Origin of the sequence: Flavobacterium sp. (genome assembly GCF_035292545.1) — a bacterium.
In the GTDB taxonomy this organism is placed as follows: Bacteria; Bacteroidota; Bacteroidia; order Flavobacteriales; family Flavobacteriaceae; genus Flavobacterium.
In genome coordinates this window covers 1-19,291 of sequence record NZ_DATDPV010000079.1, presented here as the reverse complement: position 1 = coordinate 19,291, position 19,291 = coordinate 1, and the positions used below count along the sequence as shown (strand labels likewise).

Annotated in this window: 16 protein-coding genes; 6 read left to right on the top strand and 10 right to left on the bottom strand. The window is 36.0% G+C overall.

Translation table 11 applies throughout. From position 1 onward, the window contains the following. Positions 1-266: 266 nt before the first annotated feature. A complete protein-coding gene (locus VI621_RS13470) occupies positions 267-740 on the top strand; it encodes a helix-turn-helix transcriptional regulator (RefSeq protein ID WP_324218927.1) in 474 nt (157 codons plus the stop codon). A gap of 6 nt (positions 741-746) precedes the next feature. On the opposite strand, the gene VI621_RS13465 is transcribed toward VI621_RS13470, so the two are convergent. Next, a complete protein-coding gene (locus tag VI621_RS13465; RefSeq protein WP_324218926.1) occupies positions 747-1,298 on the bottom strand; it encodes a 1-acyl-sn-glycerol-3-phosphate acyltransferase in 552 nt (183 codons plus the stop codon). Between the two features lie 58 nt (positions 1,299-1,356). On the opposite strand from VI621_RS13465, the gene VI621_RS13460 reads away from it, so the two are divergent. Beyond that, positions 1,357-2,022 (top strand): fused MFS/spermidine synthase, encoded by a 666-nt coding sequence (locus tag VI621_RS13460; protein WP_324218925.1) that lies wholly within the window; start codon positions 1,357-1,359, stop codon positions 2,020-2,022. 229 nt (positions 2,023-2,251) lie between these two features. Here VI621_RS13460 and rpsA read toward each other — a convergent pair whose 3' ends face one another. The 8 genes from rpsA to VI621_RS13420 form a co-directional block, all read right to left on the bottom strand. Next, entirely contained in the window at positions 2,252-4,027 is a 1,776-nt protein-coding gene (gene rpsA / locus VI621_RS13455) for a 30S ribosomal protein S1 (RefSeq protein WP_324218924.1), read from the bottom strand. Between the two features lie 404 nt (positions 4,028-4,431). Further along, positions 4,432-5,685 (bottom strand): nucleoside permease, encoded by a 1,254-nt coding sequence (locus VI621_RS13450; RefSeq protein WP_324218923.1) that lies wholly within the window; start codon positions 5,683-5,685, stop codon positions 4,432-4,434. 93 nt (positions 5,686-5,778) lie between these two features. Further along, entirely contained in the window at positions 5,779-6,465 is a 687-nt protein-coding gene (gene cmk, locus VI621_RS13445; protein ID WP_324218922.1) for a (d)CMP kinase, read from the bottom strand. A 6-nt stretch (positions 6,466-6,471) separates the two neighbouring features. Further along, complete coding sequence (gene porQ, locus VI621_RS13440; protein ID WP_324218921.1) at positions 6,472-7,491, bottom strand: type IX secretion system protein PorQ; 1,020 nt, start codon at positions 7,489-7,491, stop codon at positions 6,472-6,474. An 85-nt stretch (positions 7,492-7,576) separates the two neighbouring features. After that, entirely contained in the window at positions 7,577-10,027 is a 2,451-nt protein-coding gene (gene lon, locus VI621_RS13435; RefSeq protein ID WP_324218920.1) for an endopeptidase La, read from the bottom strand. Between the two features lie 188 nt (positions 10,028-10,215). Next, positions 10,216-10,959 (bottom strand): hypothetical protein, encoded by a 744-nt coding sequence (locus VI621_RS13430; RefSeq protein ID WP_324218919.1) that lies wholly within the window; start codon positions 10,957-10,959, stop codon positions 10,216-10,218. Between the two features lie 45 nt (positions 10,960-11,004). Next, positions 11,005-12,330, bottom strand: a complete 1,326-nt coding sequence (locus VI621_RS13425; protein ID WP_324218918.1) for an MFS transporter — start codon at positions 12,328-12,330, stop codon at positions 11,005-11,007. Between the two features lie 70 nt (positions 12,331-12,400). Further along, on the bottom strand, positions 12,401-13,222 hold the full coding sequence (locus tag VI621_RS13420; RefSeq protein WP_324218917.1) for a M48 family metallopeptidase: 822 nt from the start codon (positions 13,220-13,222) through the stop codon (positions 12,401-12,403). Between the two features lie 286 nt (positions 13,223-13,508). Here VI621_RS13420 and VI621_RS13415 point away from each other — a divergent pair, with 286 nt between their 5' ends. From VI621_RS13415 to VI621_RS13400, 4 genes are read left to right on the top strand one after another with little or no spacing between them, the layout of a single operon-like run. Beyond that, complete coding sequence (locus tag VI621_RS13415) at positions 13,509-14,363, top strand: alpha/beta hydrolase (protein WP_324218916.1); 855 nt, start codon at positions 13,509-13,511, stop codon at positions 14,361-14,363. An 8-nt stretch (positions 14,364-14,371) separates the two neighbouring features. Further along, on the top strand, positions 14,372-14,848 hold the full coding sequence (msrB, locus tag VI621_RS13410) for a peptide-methionine (R)-S-oxide reductase MsrB (protein WP_324218915.1): 477 nt from the start codon (positions 14,372-14,374) through the stop codon (positions 14,846-14,848). Next, a complete protein-coding gene (msrB, locus tag VI621_RS13405) occupies positions 14,845-15,237 on the top strand; it encodes a peptide-methionine (R)-S-oxide reductase MsrB (protein WP_324218914.1) in 393 nt (130 codons plus the stop codon). Before msrB (VI621_RS13410) ends, msrB (VI621_RS13405) begins: the two co-directional genes overlap by 4 nt. Positions 15,238-15,241: 4 nt before the next feature. Beyond that, positions 15,242-15,883: an endonuclease III gene (locus VI621_RS13400; RefSeq protein WP_324218913.1), complete on the top strand. Its 642-nt coding sequence runs from the start codon at positions 15,242-15,244 to the stop codon at positions 15,881-15,883. Positions 15,884-16,096: 213 nt separating this feature from the next. Here the strand turns inward: VI621_RS13400 and VI621_RS13395 are convergent. After that, positions 16,097-19,291 (bottom strand): hypothetical protein (locus tag VI621_RS13395; protein ID WP_324218912.1); only part of this gene is annotated, 3,195 nt, incomplete at its 5' end.

Sequence of the window (19,291 nt, the reverse complement as noted above, 5' to 3'; positions counted from 1 at the left end):
TTGTAAACATCGAAAACAATCGATTTGTTTAACAATGTAAACTACTCCTTTATCTATTCAAAGACCTTTGACTACATAGTAGTTGACAATTGTCATCTATTTATTTTAATATAATCAAATAATACATTATCAGACTTTTAGATACTAATAGCTAAACTATTAGATTAGTAATTATTTCTGTATTAACTCAATTTACATCTGTAATTTAGTTAATCTCATTCTTTTTAATTACATTTGTAACTCGGTCATTAAATACGTTATTTACAATGGTAAACACAGAGGATTTTATTAAAAGATTAGAAGTTATATTGGATTATTACAGTCTGAACGCTTCTGCATTTGCGGATAAAATTGGCGTACAACGTTCCAGTTTGTCTCACCTCCTTTCGGGCAGAAACAAGCCGAGTCTTGATTTCATTCTAAAGATTTTGGAAGTTTTTCCCGAGGTAGATTTGTATTGGATTTTGAATGGAAAAGGACATTTTCCAAAAAGTGCCGGAGAAAATAATATCCTTATTGAGAACGAAAAAAAAATAAATGCTCCTGCTCCAACATTCAAAAATGAAACTGCTGAAGATTTATTCAGTGACATTGAAAAGCCTTTGGAAAAAAATCCCGTAGAAATAAAAAAATCTTTTGCAAACGAAAATATCACAATCTCATCAACCTCTAATGAAATTGATAAAATTGTGATATTTTATAAAAACGGAACTTTTAAAGATTATAAACCTGGCAACTAATTTTTATTACCCTTCAAAACTGTTCTCTGGAATTTTACCCTTGGTACCCACAAAATAATTGGATATGATTTTCATATCGGCTTCAAGATTTCCTGTCGGATAAAATGGATTACCAAAACGGATTTCCATTTTACCATAATCGAATGCAACAGGAATAATGGGCACATTGGCTTTCATAGCAATATAATAAAAACCGGTTTTTAATTCTGTTACCTTTTTACGGGTTCCTTCCGGAGCAATCCCCAGACGAAATACAGCTTTCTTTTTGAAAACTTCTGCAATCGCATCTACTTTATTCAAACCGCCCATTCGATCTAGTGGCGCGCCTCCCATGTATTTAAAATACCATCCAAAAGGAAACCGAAATAATTCCTTTTTTCCAACCCAATTGATTTCAACACCCAAAATTCCGCGGGTAAAAATACCCAGATAGAAATCATGCCAACTGGTATGGGGAACAACCATCATGATAGATTTTTTGATATTTTCATCAACTATCCCGACGATTTTCCATCCCATCAATCGAAAAAATATCCATTTATAAATTAGCTTCTTCATTCCTGATAATTTTGTGTAAAAGTAACATTAATCTCTTATTTTTGGTAAAAAAAGTATAATGCTCAAAAAGCTGCTTAGTTATCTTATTCCTATAAATATTTATCAGAAAAAATCTGCCGTAAGCAAAACGCTTGAAATTACCTGGGCAAATGGTGAATTGGTATTGGATTCGAAAAATACCAATTATTCCTATGGCAGTCTGCAGCGAATTTTGAGAAAAGGACTAAAATCTATAGGTTTTGAAACCATTGTAGCTATGCAAGACATTCTCGTTCTTGGTGTTGCTGGAGGAAGTGTCATCAAAACTTTAACCGATGAAATACATTATAAAGGAAAAATAACCGGCGTTGAGATTGATCCCGACATTATAAAAATGGCCAACGAATATTTCAAACTCAAAGAAATACCCAATCTTGATATTGTGATTGAGGACGCTTATGCATATGTTCTTAAAACCAACGCTAAATATGATCTAATTATTGTTGATATTTTCCAGGACACTACAATGCCTGATTTTTTATTTGAAAAAGTGTTCATTGAGAGAATAGGTTCTCTTTTAAAAACAAAAGGATTCATCTTGTTTAATACGATGATTTTGAAAGAATCAGATAACATCCGAAATCTTCGCTACCTAAATGATTTTGATGAAAAAGAGTTTAAAATCAGAACCATTCCGAGAGTCGAACAGCAAAATGAATTGATTGTGGTGGAGAAAATGGTTTAAAATAGGTCTTTAGAGAATAACAACGCAGAGATTCCTCCTTCGTCGGAATCACAAAATGGATAGGATTTAAAGAATAACATACCGCAACACAAATCAAGCAAACTTGTCATTCCGACGAAGGAGGAATCTCGCTCTCATTAAGGAATCTCTATGAAATCTGCCATCATCCCAAAAGCAAAAAGCCCCACATTACTGTGAGGCTTTTATATTTAAAAAGAATTAAAGAAGATTATTTTCCTCCTTTTTCCATTTTAGCTTTCAATTCAGCAAGAATATCATTGTTATCTCCTAATGTAGATGCAGATGCATTGTTGTTAGATGATGAACTTGTATTCTCAGTAACTGCTTTCACATTTTTCTCTTCTTCTTCACGGAAGATAGCTGTGTGAGACGCAACTACTCTTTTGAATTCTTTGTTAAATTCGATTACTTTGAAATCAGCTGAATCACCTTTTTTCAATTTCTTTCCGTCTTCTTTTTCAAGGTGACGTGTAGGAATGAAAGCAACGATATCATCTCCGAATTCTACAGTAGCTCCTTTGTCAACGATTTCAGAAATCTCTCCGTTGTGGATAGTTCCAACAGCGAATGAATCTTCATACTGATCCCAAGGATTAGCCGTAGTTTGTTTGTGACCTAAAGATAATTTACGTCCTTCAACATCTAATTCTAATACTACAACGTCAAGTTTTTCACCAACGTTTACAAATTCAGATGGATGTTTGATTTTCTTAGTCCAAGATAAGTCAGAGATATAAATCAATCCGTCGATACCTTCTTCTAATTCTACGAAAATTCCAAAGTTTGTAAAGTTTCTAACGATACCTGTATGTTTAGAACCTACTGGGTATTTAGAAGTGATATCAGTCCAAGGATCTTGAGACAATTGTTTGATACCTAATGACATTTTACGGTCATCTCTGTCTAAAGTCAAGATAACTGCATCAACAACATCACCAACTTTTACGAAATCCTGAGCCGAACGCAAGTGCGTAGACCAAGACATTTCAGAAACGTGGATTAAACCTTCAACACCTTCAGCAACTTCAATAAATGCACCGTAATCAGCGATTACAACTACTTTACCTTTTACTTTATCACCAACTTTTAAGTCAGCATTCAAAGCATCCCATGGGTGAGCGTTCAATTGTTTTAAACCTAATTGAATTCTTGTTTTCTCATCATCAAAGTCAAGAATAACAACATTCAATTTTTGGTCTAATTCAAGAACTTCACTTGGGTGATTGATTCTGCTCCAAGAAAGGTCAGTAATGTGGATTAATCCATCTACACCACCTAAGTCAATGAACACACCATAAGAAGTAATGTTTTTAACAACACCTTCTAATACTTGTCCTTTTTGTAATTGACCGATAATTTCTTTTTTCTGTACTTCAATATCCGCTTCAATAAGCGCTTTATGAGAAACAACAACGTTTTTGAATTCGTGGTTGATTTTCACAACTTTAAATTCCATCATTTTGTTTACATATACATCGTAATCTCTAATTGGTTTAACATCAATTTGAGATCCTGGTAAGAAAGCTTCAATTCCGAAAACGTCAACGATCATACCACCTTTAGTTCTGCATTTTACAAAACCATTAACGATTTCTCCTGTTTCGTTAGCCGAAATAACTCTATCCCAAGATTTGATAGTACGTGCTTTTCTGTGAGACAATACCAATTGACCTGTTTTATCCTCACGGATGTCAATTAATACTTCTACTTTGTCACCTACTTTTAAGTTTGGATTGTAACGGAATTCGTTTAAAGAAATAACACCTTCCGATTTTGCGTTAATGTCAACAATAGCGTCTCTGTCTGTAATTCTTACTACAGTACCTTCTACTACTTCTTCCTGATCAGTATCAATAAAAGTTTTTGATACTAATTCTTCAAATTCTTGCAAGTTTTTAGTATCAACAGCATCAATACCTTCTTCGAAGTTGTGCCAGTTAAATTCTGCTAAAAACTGCTCTTGTGATTTTAATGATTCAGACATATCTGATAAAAAATTTGTATTCTGTATTTTCTCGAGTTTCATCATGTGATAGAAAACAACAGAAGTTGTTTGTGTAATTCGTTGAACCCTAATGGAAACTCTTATTCACCAAAAGGTTTGCAAAGGTAATACATCTATATCGATTTGTCAAGTTTTTTTTCAATATCAAAATAATTAATCCAAAAAAAGTAATGCCTTGATTATCAGAAGCGAATAGCTCGGGCATTTTTAGAAATCCTGTTCCCGCTATCCACTTGTATCTTTTTTCAAGGCGAAGAAAAATCACCTTGAAAAAAGGATACCGCTACTATCGGGGCTATTTTAAGTTTTGTATTGATTGTCAGGCAATAAAAAACCCGATAGGTTTAGAAATCCTATCGGGTATATTTTATAAATCTATTTTCTTAATGAGTTACATTCTCCAACGCCTTTGGATCATGTTTGTGTTTAAACATAACTGCAAATGCAATTGCGATTACCATCGCATAAATTGCAAAGGAAAGCCAGATATTATGCCAGTCTCTTTTTCCGTCGTGTGTAAAAAACATATCAATGATTGTCCCACTAATTATGCCTCCAAAGAAAGCACCGAAACCATTAGACATCATCATAAACAATCCTTGAGCCGAGGAACGGATTTTAGGATCAGTGGTGGTTTCTACAAAAAGAGAACCCGAAATATTAAAGAAATCAAATGCCATTCCGTATACTACACAAGACAAAACTATCATCCATAATCCTCCAGCCGGATCTCCATAGGCAAACAATCCAAAACGCAATACCCAGGCCAACATACTAATTAACATTACTTGCTTGATTCCAAATTTTTTCAAGAAAAATGGAATTGCCAATATAAACAATGTTTCAGATATTTGAGAAATCGACATAATTATGGTGGAGTATTTTACCACAAATGAATCTGCATATTGAGGAACATTAGCAAATTCAGACAAATAGGTATCGCCATACATGTTTGTCAATTGTAACGCACCGCCCAAAAACATAGAGAAGATAAAAAACAAAGCCATTTTATAGGTTCCAAATAATTTGAAAGCATCTAATCCTAATTTCTTGGCAAATGAAGCATCTTCATCAATTAGTTTTTGAGGAGGACATTTAGGCAATGTAAAGGAATAAATCCCCAAAACAATTGCAGCAAAAGCAGAAATGTAAAACATATTTGCCGATGCTTTGTTACCAGATAAATTGGTAATCCACATCGCAACAATGAATCCTATTGTACCCCAAACACGAATCGGCGGGAATACTTTTATTACATCATAGTTATTATTCTTCAATATATTGTAAGCCACCGAATTCGATAATGAAATCGTAGGCATATAACACATCATTGCTCCAAAAATTACCCAATAGAAATCTCCGGGATTCTCTACTTGCGGCAAATAAGCAATAAATAGTCCGCCAATAATATGTAAAATTCCGTATAATTTTTCTGCATTTAAAAACCGGTCAGCAATGATTCCAGTTAGTGCCGGCATTATTATTGAAGAAAGTCCTAAAGTTGAAAAAATAGCTCCAAATTCCGCTCCACTCCATTGTTTGGTTGCAAACCAATAATTTCCAACCGTGATAAGCCAAGCCCCCCAAACAAAAAATTGAAGAAAGCTCATCAATGTCAGACGATATTTAATACTCATAATATTTTATTTTATAAAATGTAAATTTTCGAGTCGGTAAAACTAACAATAAATTAAGATATTCAAATTAAAATTGAAGATATTATCAACAAATTATTGAATACTATTTACTAATGCTAAAACTTTATCAAATTGTTCTTCTCTTGTAAGATGAGAATTGTCAATTTCAATCGCATGGTCAGCTTTTACTAAGGGAGAGTCAACTCTATGAGTATCAATGTAATCTCTTTCTTCTACGTTTTTAAGCACTTCTTCAAAGGAAATATCATCGCCTTTTTCTTTAAGTTCATCATAACGTCTTTGTGCACGGGTTTGCGCACTGGCGGTCATAAATATTTTGAGTTCTGCATCCGGAAAAACAACGGTTCCTATGTCCCTGCCATCCATAACCAGACCTTTGTCTTTGCCCATTTGTTTTTGTTGTTCGACCAATTTGGCGCGAACTTCGGAAACTTCGGCCACTTTGCTTACAAAATTAGAAACTGCTATGGTTCTGATTTCTTTTTCAACATTGGTTTCATTGAGGTACATTTCGGCAAAACCCAAATCAGGATTGAATTTGAATTGCAAATGGATAAAAGGCAAACTTGCTATTAAAGTTTCTTTATCGAAAAAATCAGCAGCAATATAACCGTTTTGCATTGCAAATAAAGTAACCGCACGATACATTGCGCCGGTATCCACATAAACGTAACCTAATGCATTGGCCAATTGTTTGGCTAAGGTGCTTTTTCCAGTTGACGAAAATCCGTCAATAGCTATAGTAATTTTTTTGTCCAAAATGTATTATTGAAAGTTAATCGTTAAACCAAACAAACTCGTGTTTGCCGCTAAAGTATATCTTGAATAGGAATAATTGAACTTCAGATTACTGACCTTTAAGCCAATTCCTAACGAGATTCCGGAGAAATTTCGTTGCTCTAAAATTCTTAATTCTTCCGCTCTTCTGAAATTATATCCCAAACGAATATTAAACCCTTTTGTGGGAAACAACTCAGCCCCAAGCACCACATGACGCAATGCATTGTTAAAAAACGATACTTTTTCCTCAGTCGAACCGCCGTCTATAGAACCTTCGGCACGAGCCGGATTAGAAAAAGCTATATTCCATTGTTGTAAATTTTCCAAAGTCAGATGCCAGCGAATGGGTACATTTTCTAATTGTTGAGAAATTCCAGCCATCACTTCTAACGGTAATTGCTCCTTTGTTTCTGAATATGCGGTGAATTGTGTCCCGATATTTCTCACTACTAAAGCATAATTGATGCCGTTATATTCATCAATATACAAAGCACCCAAATCCATGGCACCGCCAAAAGAATTATAGCTTTCTAAAGTCGACGAAATCAATTTTGCATTGGCTCCGACATGAATATCTGTAAATGGAATATTGTAAGCATAACCGAAAGAAAGGGCAATTTCGCTTCCTGTAAACTCAGAAGTTGCAGTTCCGTTTTCATCTCTTCCGTCAAATTTACCGTAGTTTACATAATTGACTCCGGCTTGAAAAGTTTGCAAGTGTCGGTCGTAAGTATAAGCATAGGAAGCGGTTCCGTAAGAAACTTCACCAAAATAACTTCCGTAATTCAATGCCAGATGGTTGTCCATTTCAGCATTAATAGTTGCCGGATTAAAGTGCGCCTGATTTACATCATCATCATAAATCGTGATGGTTTTCCCGCCCAAAGCAGCTTGTCGTGGCGAGGTAACTAAATTCAGAAACTGATAAACTGATTTACCTCCTATTTGACCATAAGATACGGTACTATATAAAAATAAGAAAGCATATAAGAATTTTCCAGCCATAATTGTTATTTCTGCATTGTATAACGCAAATGCGAAGATATTATTTTTAATAAAAAAAACGGCTAATTTCTCAGCCGTTTTTCATTTATAACACTTTTGCGTTTTTAACTTTCTCTTCCGTTATGGCTATGGCCAAAACATCGCTCATTTCCTTGACATAATGAAAAGTCAGTCCTTCTATATATTCCTGTTTTATTTCATCAATGTCGCTTTTGTTTTCGTGGCAAAGAATAATTTCTTTGATGTTCGCTCTTTTGGCAGCCAAAATCTTTTCTTTTAATCCGCCAACAGGCAACACTTTTCCACGTAAGGTAATTTCTCCTGTCATGGCAAGGTTTTTCTTAACTCTTTTTTGTGTAAAAAGAGAAACCAAAGAAGTCAGCATAGCAATTCCGGCGCTTGGTCCGTCTTTTGGTGTTGCGCCTTCCGGAACGTGCAAATGGATATTGTATTTTGGTAATATTTCAGGACTTATTCCTAATAGTTCCGAATTGGATTTAATATATTCCAAAGCAATTGTTGCCGATTCTTTCATTACGGTACCTAAATTTCCAGTTATGGTCATAGTTCCTTTTCCAGGAGAAATCAATGATTCTATAAAAAGGATATCTCCACCAACACTTGTCCAAGCCAATCCTGTAACCACTCCGGCAACTTCATTATTTTCAGATTTATCTCTTGTTAATCTTGGAACACCTAAAACTTTTATAATATCTTCGTCGGTTACTTTTTTATTATACTCTTCTTCCATTGCAACAGATTTGGCTGCATTTCGAATGACTTGAGCCAATTTTGCTTCTAAACCACGAACACCAGATTCACGGGTATATCCTTCAACAATTTTTTCCAATTGTTTTTTTCCGATAGTTAATTCTTTCGAAGTTAATCCGTGCTCTTTTAATTGTTTTGGAAACAAATGCTGACGGGCAATTTCTACTTTTTCTTCAATGGTATAGCCAGACATTTTTATGACTTCCATCCTGTCGACTAAGGCTGGTTGAATCGCTGACATATTATTAGAAGTCGCAATGAACATCACTTTCGACAAATCATATCCCATTTCCAGAAAATTGTCGTAAAACGAATTGTTTTGTTCCGGATCTAAAACTTCCAATAATGCGGAAGATGGATCGCCTTGATTACTAACAGATAATTTATCGATTTCATCCAAAACAAAAACTGGATTTGAGGTTCCGGCTTTTTTCAAACTTTGAATGATTCTTCCTGACATTGCCCCAATATAGGTTTTTCTATGACCACGAATTTCGGCTTCGTCCCGCAAACCGCCCAAAGAAATTCTAACATATTTTCTGCCTAATGCTTCTGCAACGGATTTCCCGATAGATGTTTTTCCGACTCCCGGAGGTCCTGTTAAACAGATTATAGGTGATTTCATATCATTTCGCAATTTTAAAACTGCCAAATGCTCTATCATTCTTTTCTTTACGTCTTCTAATCCAAAATGATCTCGGTCCAGAATTTTCTGTGCCCGTTTTAAATCAAAGTTGTCTTTAGAATATTCATTCCAGGGCAATTCTAAAAACAAGTCTAAATAATTTCTTTGAATACCAAAATCAGGCGCTTGCGGATTCATCCGGCGCATTTTAGCCAATTCTTTGACGAAATGTTTTTCGGTTTTTTCATCCCATTTCTTGGTCAATGACTTTTGAAGCATTTCATCCATTTCCTCTTCTTGTGAAGCACCGCCCAATTCTTCCTGGATGGTTTTCATTTGCTGTTGCAAAAAGTATTCCCGTTGTTGTTGGTCTAAATCGAAACGGACTTTGGACTGGATATCGTTTTTTAATTCGAGTTTTTGCAACTCTAAATTCATAAAACGCAGGGTTTCTAAAGCTCTTTCTTTCAGGTTGCTGATCATCAGTAAGTTTTGTTTCTCTTCAACCGATAAATTCATATTGGATGAAACAAAATTGATTAGAAACGAATGACTTTCAATATTTTTGATAGCAAAAGTGGCTTCGGTTGGAATATTTGGACTTTCCTTAATAATCTGTATTGCTAATTCCTTTACAGATTCAATGATGGCCAAAAATTCTATATCCTTTTTTCCTGGTCTTTTTTCAGAAACTTCTTTAATATTGGCAGTAATATAAGGGCTTTCCGAAATTACAGAATCAATTTCGAATCGTTTTTTACCTTGAAGAATAACGGTAATATTACCGTCTGGCATTTTCAATACACGAAGAATTCTCGCTACAGTTCCGACGTTATGAATGTCATTCTTTGTAGGATCTTCGTCTACTTCATTTTTTTGAGCCACTACGCCTATGATTTTTCCGGCAGCATTGGCATCATTTATCAATTTAATAGATTTGTCTCTTCCAGCTGTAATTGGAATAACGACGCCGGGAAACAAAACGGTATTTCGCAATGGCAAAATAGGTAATGAAGCAGGTAGTTCTTCATTATTCATTTCCTCTTCGTCTTCTGGTGTCAAAAGTGGAATTAATTCGGCATCAGTATCGAATTCTTGTAATGACAAATTGTCAAGGGTTAGTATCTTGTGGTGTGACATAGTATAAATTAAGTCATTTTGACGTTAGAAATTTGCAAATGGGTAACAAATATAGCACAACTGAACAATAATTTTGATGAAAATCGGTGGATCGCATACTAATTTAATACATGCTTTAAATAGACAATCTTTATGCCATAAAAAAACCCGAACAACTGTTCAGGTTCTTTTTATATAAATTGTAATGCTTAATTTAAAATATAGGAAACCAATTCCTGATTGTAAGTATCTGTACCAAATTCATTGGTTATTTTAATTGGCCCAACATTTTTTGAAAACCAATAATAATTTATAGAAGAAGAAGTTTGTCCAAAACTAGTAACATTTTGCACATATTTAACTTTAATGACATCTGTATAAACAGCTCCATTAACAGTTAAAGAAATATTTTTTTCCATAATTGATGCTTCAATCACAAAATTTAAAGTAATGACTGGAAATGAAGGATCAGTATACGTTGTTGTCTGATTATAACTGCTAGTCCATGTACCACCAACAGCTAAATAGTCTTTCAAAAGAATCGTTTCTGAACCAGTAGTTGTCGATCCTGGCATACCTGCTTGCGCCGGAGTAACGATATCTTCAACTTTTATATAATAATCTCCATTAGTTTTTCTTAGTCTTAATGTTGCACTGGTTGCTGTACCTGTGCCACCTGTACCTGTCTGATGATTAAAAGTATAATACGTATTTCCATTAATGGCATTTATAGAAACCATTTTCAGTGGATCTTGTTGCACTCCGTTTAAATTAAAAACCCATTGATTGTTTAAAGCTGCCGGCCAATAATCTCCTGATGAAGTTCCTCCACCTCCGGTATTTCCGCCATTATTCAAATCAATTGCAGGATCAATAGGTTCATTATCACATGAAGTCAAATTAAAAGCTGCAAAAAATACTAATACAGCAGTAATCAATTTTATTTTTTTCATTTTTGGGTTTTTGAAAAGTTTATTTTGTTCAAATATAAATTATTTTTATGCTTTAACCAATATTTTTTTTGGAACCCTATTTAATAGAATAATTCCAATAATAAAAAATACGGCTAAAAATACGATTGCAAATCTTGGACTTCCAGTTACTTGGTCGATAATTCCGTAGATGCACATTCCAATTACAATTCCTATTTTTTCGGAAACATCATAAAAACTAAAGAAAGACGCGGTATCATTTGTTTTGGGCAGCATTTTTGAATATGTCGATCTGGAAAGCGCCTGAATTCCACCCATTACTAACCCTACGAAGGCGGCCGTAATATAGAAATGGATTGGCAAGGTCAAGAAATATGCTGCAGTACATAATACAACCCAAATGCAATTAATAAATATCAAAGTGGGAATATTTCCAAATTTTTCAGAAGCTTTTGAAGTCAGAATTGCTCCCAAAACTGCTACCAATTGAATCAATAAAATACTGATAATTAATCCTGTGGTTTTCTCGCTATCTGTTTTCCAGGTAATTTCCTGTTCCCCAAAATAGGTTGCAATCAACATTACTGTTTGTACTGCCATACTATAAACAAAAAAACTTATCAGATATCTTTTTAAAGAAATATTTTCTTCAAGAAGATGCCATACTTTTTTAAGTTCCCTAAATCCATTGAAAACTACTGCTTTTGTAACTTTATGTCCTTTGTTTCCTTTGGGTAAATAATAATAAGTGTACTGGCTGAAGACAATCCACCAAATGCCAACCATGACGAATGAGTAACGCATGGCTTTGATACTTGCTTCTCCATCGGAACCCGTAATTCCAAAAAAGTCAGGTTTCATTACCATCGCTAAGTTAATAATCAACAATAAAACACTTCCAATATATCCAATAGAATATCCTTTTGCGCTGACCTTATCCTGTTGCTCCGGAAAGGCAATATCTGGTAAATATGAGTTGTAAAAAACCAGGCTTCCCCAAAAACCAATCAATCCAAAAAAGTAAAAAAGTAAACTGATGTAAATATGTTCCAGACTAAACCAATACAATCCAATACAAGAGAGGGATCCCAAATAACAGAAGAATTTCAAGAATAATTTTTTATTTCCGATATAATCTGCAATTCCGGACAATAAAGGAGACATGAATGCCACCATCAAAAAAGCCGCGGCTGTCACAAAACTGATTAATGCAGTGCTTTTGAGGGTTGTTCCAAACACATCAATATGTAAATAACCTTCCATTTTAAAAAGCGCACCATAGAAAATCGGAAAAATGGCGGAAGCGATTACCAAACTATATACTGAATTTGCCCAATCATAAAATGCCCAGGCATTTAATAATTTTTTACTTCCTTTTTCAAGATTTGCCATAAATAATTTAACTATTAGATATAAAAAAAGCTGCCTAATTAGGCAGCTCCGAAGATAGTATTTTTTCTTTTTATTTATAAATAACTCCGAATTTTTTCGCTTCAGCTTTTGCTTCCGGGATCAGACTTTTTAATTTTGCAATTCTGGTAGCATCAGACGGGTGCGTACTCAAAAATTCCGGCGGCTTAGCACCTCCTGCATTAGCTGACATTCTTTGCCAAAAAACTATAGCATTGTCTGGATTATATCCTGCAATTGCCATTAATTTTAATCCTATCATATCCGCTTCACTTTCATGATTTCTGCTAAATGGCAACATTACTCCTAAGGAAGAACCCAAACCATAATATTGTTGCCACATTTTTTGTCTTTCTTCGCTTTGTCCACCAGTTGCAACGCCAATACCAACAGCACCTAATTGTTGCAATTGACCAGCACTCATACGTTGTGCACCATGATTTGCTAAAGCATGTGCTACTTCATGCGCCATAACGGTCGCCATTCCGGCATCATCCTTAGTAATAGGTAAAATTCCTGTATAGAAAACAATTTTTCCACCAGGCATACACCAGGCATTTACTTCTTTATTGTCCACTAATTTATATTCCCATTGATAATCCTTCAAATATCCCTGATATCCATTGGCATTCAGATATTTTTCGGCAGCATTTTTAATTTTCATACCCACTGTTTCCACTCTTCTTGAATCTACAGTTCCGGTAACTACTTTATTTTCTTTCAAAAACGTTCCGTATTGTTGAAAAGAACTTGGAAATAATTGGTCGTTTGAAACAAAATTTAAATTGTTTTTTCCTGTAAATGGATTTTTAGTGGTACACGAAACCACTGAAAACATTACACAAATTGATAGAAATATAATACGTTTTTTCATAATGATAATTATTTATTATTTTGTTGATGTAAATTTACAACTATTTATTTATCTGTCAATATCGTAATTATGTAACTTTTTCGCATTTAATTTTATGTTTTTTTAGTAAAAAAATAATCATATCAAACATTTCCTTTTTAAGTCTGCTTATTTATCTATTCTAAACGAAAAATTGATTAAATTTATTTTGTCTCTTTTTAAGTTTTATTTAATACTTGAAAACTTAAAATAAAATGATTAATAAATTAACTTGCAGTCTATTTTTTATCCGTAAAAATCATTTCCATTGAAATCAAAAAAAGAACAAGCCATTCAAGTTCCGAAACCTATTATTTATATTGCAAAAACACTGCAATTCCTGTCTCCTAAATTAGTAACTCTTTTTGCAGCTAAATTATTTACCACACCTATCAAGCATAAAATTCCAAAACGGGAATTGGAAATGGATAAAAATAGCCAACAGGAATTACTGAAAATTCCAAGTATAAACAAGGAAGTGGTCGTTTATCAATATGGGAAAAGTGATAAAAAAATATTATTGGTTCATGGATGGTCCGGTCGGGGGACACAATTGGTGAAATTTGCTGATGAATTAGTAAAATCAGGTTATTCAACTATCAGTTTCGATGCTCCAGCTCACGGAAAGTCATCGGGAAAAACAACTATAATGACCGAATTTATTGCATCGGTATTAGAAATTCAAAAAAAGCATGGTCCGTTCGAAGCCGCAATCGGACATTCTTTAGGAGGAATGACTTTATTAAATGCTATCAAAAGAGGATTGAAATTAAAACATCTCGCAATCATCGGAAGTGGCGATAAAGTTCAGGATATCATGGATGATTTTGTAGCAAAATTACAACTCAAACCGGAAATAAGTAATCTTTTAAGAATACGCTTCGAAAACCAATTTGGAGAAACCATGGACAGTTATTCTGCGTATATAGCTGCAAAAGAAATTGAGATTCCGGTATTAGTCATTCATGATGAAAACGATTATGAAGTTCCCGTAAAAGCCGGAATTCATATTCACCAACAGTTGAAAAACGGAGAATTAATGTTAACCAAAGGTTTAGGTCATCGTAAGATTCTAGGTGATCATCAAGTGATTAAAAAGGTAATAAATTTCATTACTAAATAAATTAAATTATGAAAAAGGTTCTAATCTTATTCACCCTCATGCTTTCAATAGTAAGCTGTCAGGGGCAAGAAAAAAAGAAACCAGTGACTACTAAAATCCAAAAAACAGATGCGGAGTGGAAAAAAGAACTCGCACCCGAACAATATGAAGTACTGCGAAAAAAAGGAACTGAACGAGCCTTTACAGGCGAATATGTAAATACTTTCGAAAAAGGAACCTATGTATGTGTAGCTTGCGGTAATGTATTGTTTCATTCCGATGCCAAGTTTCATTCCGACTGTGGCTGGCCTTCTTTTGATAAAGCCATTAAAGGTTCCGTTACTTATCACACCGATAACACCTTTGGAATGACCAGAACCGAAGTCAATTGTGCCCGTTGCGGCGGACATTTAGGCCATGTTTTTGACGATGGTCCAATTGAAACCACCGGCAAACGTTTTTGTACCAATTCCGTATCCGTTAAATTTATACCAGAAAAAAAATGACCTATCCACTAGAAAAATCCGAAGAACAATGGAAATCCGAATTAGGAGAAGAAAAATACAGAATTCTTCGCCAAAAAGGAACCGAAGCACCACATTCAGGCAAATACAACCTGGTTTTTGAAAAAGGAACCTATTGTTGCGGTGCCTGCGGAGAACCTTTATTCGAGAGTAACTCCAAGTTTGATGCCCATTGCGGCTGGCCGTCCTTTGACGAATCCATTCCCGGAAAAATCAAATATATAAAAGACAACACCCATGGCATGATACGCACCGAAATTGTTTGTGCTAATTGTGGCAGTCATCTCGGTCATGTTTTTGACGATGGACCAACAGCAACTGGAACACGGTATTGCGTCAATTCATTATCCGTAGACTTTAAAGAAAAATAATGCTATGGATTTATTTGAAACTTCCAATGATTGGGCTAAAAAACTTGAACCAATTCTAACGAAATACAAAGACAAAAAACATCCGTTAGACTATCACAATTTATACCAACTTGTCGTCATGGTTGTCCTTTCAGCTCAGGACTCCGATGCCCATATCAATAAAATTGCTCCTGCCCTGTTTGAAGCTTATCCAAACATGGAAAGTCTGGCCGTTTCGAATGTAGACGCATTGATACCCCACATTTCAGGAGTCAGGAATTTCGGTACCAAAGCCAAATGGTTATTGGAAATTGCGCAAACCATCAAAAAAGACAAAAATATTCCGCTTACCATGGATGGTTTAACGGCTTTAAAAGGCATCGGACGTAAATCGGCCAATGTTATTATGCGCGAAGCAAAAGTTCCTGTCGAAGGTATTATAGCAGATTTACACGTCATTCGAGTAGCACCAAGAATTGGACTAATCACCGAAACCAAAGACGGTATTAAAGCCGAAAAACAACTCATGCAAATTTTGCCTAAAGAAATTTGGGGCGAAATTGGTATGGCCATTTCCTTTTTAGGAAGAGAAATATGTCGCCCGACACCCAAATGCCCTGAATGTCCTATCAATTCCATTTGTAAATATTACAGAGAGCATCAATAGTATTTTGGCGTGACCACAAGGGTCGGGCTATCCGCTAAATCTTTGTTTTCTTAAAGAAAGAAAACAAAGGTTTCTATCCCTCACGCAGAAATTCCAGAAAAGTACCATTCATAAAATCTACAAAATAATTTTAGTTTTGAATCAATTCAAAAATTTTGTAAAATAAAAGAGGCTGCCTTTTCAGACAGCCTCTTTGTAATTAAATTAATTAAATTATTTTGTAGAAATTATTTTTTTAACAGTGAAACCTTTATTCGTAATCACTTTTACAAAGAGTAATTGTACATCTCTGTGATTCAAATTAGGGTTCAATGTCACTTCTTTATTAAAGTAAGCGTCTCGATCATCATAAGTCATTATCAAATTACCTGAGGCATCTAATATTTCTATTGTAGCATCTGTTTTGTAATCAAAATTATAACGAATAGTGATCTCTTCTCTGAATGGTACAGGAGACATTGTGAAATCAGCTTCTTCTGCACCTGCACTTGTATTAACAATCGTAGCTGGAGTTCCGCCTAAAGGACAACCTGAATTATTAAGAATATCCAATTGGGTTGCCAATCTGCCTGGCGCTTTTCCTCCAGTTAAATATGCCGCATTAACAGCATTTATTACCAATTGAGGATTATCACCGTAAGGCGCAGGATAAGTAACTTCATCGCTACAAGCGTTCAATAATGCTGCTACACCTTGACGTGCTAAATTATAAATGTTTCCACCACCTAAATTTAAAGCTTCTAATAAAGTTAAACTAGCGAGTTCTGATGGTGCATTTACAAACACACTGCCAAACAACATCGAAGGGGTATAAGCTGGACACCATCTGTCGGTGTGATTTTTCCAGTATCCTAAAGTACATCCTTCTTGATCACAAGATTCAATTAATACAGTAACTGGCTCTATATCAAAACAACCATCTGTTGTTGTCGCTTTTATATAATAAGTTCCGGACATTGCAACTGCATTCGGATTTGCTAATGCCATTGTTGCAGCTGGATCTTGCCAATAACTCAATGTTGCTCCATATAGTGTGCTTCCTGCAGTCACTGCAGCAGCAGTTAAATCAACTGTTAATGGAGAACAAACTGATTGAGGATTTGTAATCATTAAAATTGGAGATGGACTCGCAGTAACCGTCAAACAATTACTGTTATCATAACACGGAGTACCATTTAGTGTTGAAGTAGCTACTCTGCGGAAATAGGTTGTTACAGTCACAGCTGGTGCATCATAAGTAGCTGAAGTAGCTCCAACAATATCGGTAAAGCCTGATTCACAATTTGTTGTACTCATCTGCCATTGGTAGGTGATAACACCACCGTTTGAACCAGGAGTTACGCTGGTGAAAGCCACCGGATCAAATGGAGCACAAAGCGTTTGACTGCCTGCTATTTCTCCTGGATTTATTGATTCCGGAGTTACTGTCAAACAATTGCTGTTGTCAGAACAAGGAACACCATTCAGTGTTGAAGTAGCCACTCTGCGGAAATAGGTAACTACTGCCACCGCTGGCGCATCGTAAGTAGCTGAAGTAGCTCCAACGATATCAGCAAAGCCTGAACCACAACCTGTTGTACTCATTTGCCATTGGTATGTGATGGCACCATCTCCTGAACCAGGAGTTGTGTTGGTGAAAGCCACAGGATCAAATGGAGCACAAAGCGTTTGACTGCCTGCTATCACACCCGGATTTATAGCATTTGGTGTTACGGTCAAACAATTACTGTTATCATAACACGGAGTACCATTTAGTGTTGAAGTAGCTACTCTGCGGAAATAGGTAACTACAGTCACAGCCGGTGCATCATAAGTAGCTGAAGTAGCTCCAACAATATCGGTAAAACCTGAACCACAACCTGTTGTACTCATCTGCCATTGATAGGTGATGGTACCTCCTCCTGAACCAGGAGTTGTGCTGGTGAAAGCGACTGGATTAAATGGAGTACAAAGCGTTTGACTGCCTGCTATCACTCCCGGGCTAATATCATTTACGGTTACAGTTATACAATTACTGATTGCAGGACACTCAGCGTCTGTTGAATTCACTACCCGACGATAGGAAGTTGTAGCCATCAAACCAGTCGGAGGATCATAAGTAGCGGATGTAGCTCCAACGATATCGCTAAATGTAGCCGTAGCACACGTGCCTAAGCCACTTTGCCATTGATAGGTAAGATTAGATCCTCCTGCCGATACTGTTTCAGTAAAAGCTGCTGGATTACCACCTGAACAAATCGTTTGACTGGCTGCAATAGTACCCGGAGTTACATTAATTATTGTTACTGTTATACAATTACTGTTATCTGAACATGGAACATCATTAAGTGTTGAAGTTGCCACACGACGGTAAGAAGTAGTCACAGAAAGTCCGGCTGGTACATCGTAAGTTGCTGAAGTAGCTCCAACAATATTGGCGAACGTAGCCGTAGCACAGGTTCCTTCACCACTTTGCCATTGGTATGAAATTGTACCGCCACCAGTAGTACTACCAGGTGTTGTACTGGTAAAGGCTGCTGGATTACCACCAGAACAAATGGTTTGGTCTCCTGCTATTACACCCGGAGTAATGTCGTTTGGTGTTACTGTCAAACAATTGCTGTTATCAGAACATGGAACGCCATTGAGTGTAGAAGTAGCCACTCTGCGGAAATAGGTAACTACTGCCACAGCCGGCGCATCGTAAGTAGCCGAAGTCGCTCCAACGATATCTGCGAAGCCAGAACCACAACCTGTTGTACTCATCTGCCATTGGTAAGTGATAGCGCCACCTCCAGAACCAGGAGTTGTGCTGGTGAAAGCCGCTGGATTAAATGGAGTACAAAGCGTTTGGCTGCCTGCTATTTCTCCTGGATTTATAGCGTTTGGTGTTACTGTCAAACAATTACTGTTATCAGAACATGGAACGCCATTGAGTGTAGAAATAGCCACTCTGCGGAAATAAGTTATTACTGCCACAGCTGGTGCATCGTAAGTAGCTGAAGTCGCTCCAACGATATCGGCAAAGCCAGAACCACATCCGGTTGTACTCATCTGCCATTGGTAAGTGATAGCACCGTCTCCTGAACCGGGAGTTGTGCTAGTGAAAGCCGCTGGATTGAATGGAGTACAAAGCGTTTGAATGCCTGCTATTTCTCCCGGATTTATAGCGTTTGGTGTCACTGTCAAACAATTACTGTTATCAGAACATGGAACGCCATTAAGTGTAGAAGTAGCTACTCTGCGGAAATAGGTAACTACTGCCACAGCCGGGGCATCATAAGTAGCTGAAGTCGCTCCAACAATATCCGCGAAGCCAGAACCACAACCCGTTGTACTCATCTGCCATTGGTAAGTGATAGCGCCACCTCCAGAACCAGGAGTTGTGCTGGTGAAAGCCGCTGGATTAAATGGAGTACAAAGCGTTTG

Bases quoted from the DNA above. Each gene is read 5' to 3' on its own strand.
- VI621_RS13470 (WP_324218927.1), top strand. From the start codon at position 267: ATGGTAAACACAGAGGATTTTATTAAAAGATTAGAAGTTATATTGGAT.
- VI621_RS13465 (WP_324218926.1), bottom strand. From the start codon at position 1,298: ATGAAGAAGCTAATTTATAAATGGATATTTTTTCGATTGATGGGATGG.
- VI621_RS13460 (WP_324218925.1), top strand. From the start codon at position 1,357: ATGCTCAAAAAGCTGCTTAGTTATCTTATTCCTATAAATATTTATCAG.
- rpsA (WP_324218924.1), bottom strand. From the start codon at position 4,027: ATGTCTGAATCATTAAAATCACAAGAGCAGTTTTTAGCAGAATTTAAC.
- VI621_RS13450 (WP_324218923.1), bottom strand. From the start codon at position 5,685: ATGAGTATTAAATATCGTCTGACATTGATGAGCTTTCTTCAATTTTTT.
- porQ (WP_324218921.1), bottom strand. From the start codon at position 7,491: ATGGCTGGAAAATTCTTATATGCTTTCTTATTTTTATATAGTACCGTA.
- lon (WP_324218920.1), bottom strand. From the start codon at position 10,027: ATGTCACACCACAAGATACTAACCCTTGACAATTTGTCATTACAAGAA.
- VI621_RS13430 (WP_324218919.1), bottom strand. From the start codon at position 10,959: ATGAAAAAAATAAAATTGATTACTGCTGTATTAGTATTTTTTGCAGCT.
- VI621_RS13425 (WP_324218918.1), bottom strand. From the start codon at position 12,330: ATGGCAAATCTTGAAAAAGGAAGTAAAAAATTATTAAATGCCTGGGCA.
- VI621_RS13420 (WP_324218917.1), bottom strand. From the start codon at position 13,222: ATGAAAAAACGTATTATATTTCTATCAATTTGTGTAATGTTTTCAGTG.
- msrB (WP_324218915.1), top strand. From the start codon at position 14,372: ATGAAAAAGGTTCTAATCTTATTCACCCTCATGCTTTCAATAGTAAGC.
- msrB (WP_324218914.1), top strand. From the start codon at position 14,845: ATGACCTATCCACTAGAAAAATCCGAAGAACAATGGAAATCCGAATTA.
- VI621_RS13400 (WP_324218913.1), top strand. From the start codon at position 15,242: ATGGATTTATTTGAAACTTCCAATGATTGGGCTAAAAAACTTGAACCA.